General features: G+C 36.6%; 2 protein-coding genes. Both read right to left on the reverse strand.

Features of this window, described 5'->3' with window-relative positions:
- Window positions 1–289: 289 nt before the first annotated feature.
- Window positions 290–1,096, reverse strand: coding sequence for a rolling circle replication-associated protein (locus BBA02S_RS19865; RefSeq protein WP_041114706.1), 807 nt, complete (start codon window positions 1,094–1,096; stop codon window positions 290–292).
- A 170-nt stretch (window positions 1,097–1,266) separates the two neighbouring features.
- Complete coding sequence (locus BBA02S_RS19870) at window positions 1,267–1,473, reverse strand: hypothetical protein (RefSeq protein ID WP_041114705.1); 207 nt, start codon at window positions 1,471–1,473, stop codon at window positions 1,267–1,269.
- Between the last annotated feature and the right edge of the window lie 212 nt (window positions 1,474–1,685).

The following is a 1,685-nucleotide window of genomic DNA, read 5'->3' on the forward strand; positions in this document are numbered from 1 at the left end:
AGTACCTCTCATTGTAAATCAACTTTCGCGGCATAAACCGATCACTCTGATGTATTGTTTTTGTATTGTTTTGATCATTTTTTTGTACCCAGTGAACAGTTAGGCTCTGCCTAACCCCTCACAATCTATGGGGACAGTTTCTCCTTATGCTCTTGCAGATCAATTTCACGAAGTGCCCATCTATACACCTTGAAAATTTCAGGTGAAGATGGGTTCACTCCGCGAAAAAATAATGCTTGCAGCATTGTACCCGCAGGGGCTTAAAAATCAAAAAGAGAGTAGAAAATTTCTACTCTCTTTTCTTGATCTGTTTATAAGTCATCTTGCCAACAAACTCATTGTCATGAGTAGCTTCAAAAACAGTCGCCTTATCATCAATCAATTTACTTTCAAACTCTTTTAATTCTTCTTCAGTCATTGATCTTTCTTCTGGTTTGATTAATCCCCTCGACTGGAAGAAAAGTTTCTTGTTTTTCTCTTTCGCACTTTTCCCAGTCTTGGTATCAAATCCATCTTTCAACGCCTGTATATCTTTCTCTATGTACTTCACAACATATGCACCAACGTTGTCTATATCTTCGATCGCATTAATTCGAACACCACGCTGCTCTTTTCCATTCTCCCAGACCTTCACCAACTCTTCCTGTTTGATGTACGGCAGATTGTAAAAAAGCACATGATAGTGAATTGCACCTCTAGCTTGTCTCTCTACTACACAGGTGTATTTTAGACCACTTTGCTTTTTGAAAAGTTTATAAGATAAACGTTTTATAAATTCTCTAAACTCTGCATTAGCAATCTCATGATCTAACACATTTTCTCGAAACGTTAACGTCATAAATTTTGGTTTTTCTTTGCCCCACTGTCCGATATTTGCATTGATCGTTCTTCTTAGCGTTTGAATACTCCTTGAAAGCGAACGTCTTAAATTCGCTTGATCTTTCAGGATTCTTTCTTCTTTTGACACGTTGCTATCACCTGCTTCCACCCGCTCGCTACTATGCGATTTAGCAAAACCAATAGTGATTCCTTCCTCGTAGGAATAAATTTCTGTAATACTTCCACTCACAATGACCTTATGGTATACTCTCTTCATGAGATGAGGACCCCTTTCCAAAAGTTTTAGCCGACAACTGGATAGGGGGCTTTTTTATGTCTAAAACCAATTTTTACTAACGTTGGTTTTAACTCTACTACCTTTTTACTTGAGTGTCTATATAATTAAATCAAGTAAAGAAGAAAACCAGAAAACCAAAAAAAGAGTCCTCAATCTGAGGACTCTTTTTCATAATCAACCACATCATAATTTTCATCATTCTCATACCACTCAACATCAAACCGATTATTTCTATCCAGCAATATATTCCCTTGCTGATCTACATCAAGTTTTCGAATCTGATTCTTACCCTGGAGATCCAATTCACGAAGTTCCCTTAATAACTCCTGAACTGTTTTTTCTGTTTCTCTTTTCATTTTTCTTCCCTCCAGAACGTCTTATTTTCGCCTCTGATCGTTTTTAATTCTCTTTTAATAGTTAACTAGCCAAAAATGATTAAAATGCAATACAAGCCATTTAAAGAAGAATTAAAGACATTGTTCTATTTTTGTCGTTTTTTGTTTCCTTCGCCTTGTCAGTTTGCCCGTTCACTATTTATTCCACGGTTTGATTTACAACGAGCCTCTGT

Origin of the sequence: Bacillus badius NBRC 15713 (genome assembly GCF_001591605.1) — a bacterium.
Classification (GTDB): domain Bacteria; phylum Bacillota; class Bacilli; order Bacillales; family Domibacillaceae; genus Pseudobacillus; species Pseudobacillus badius.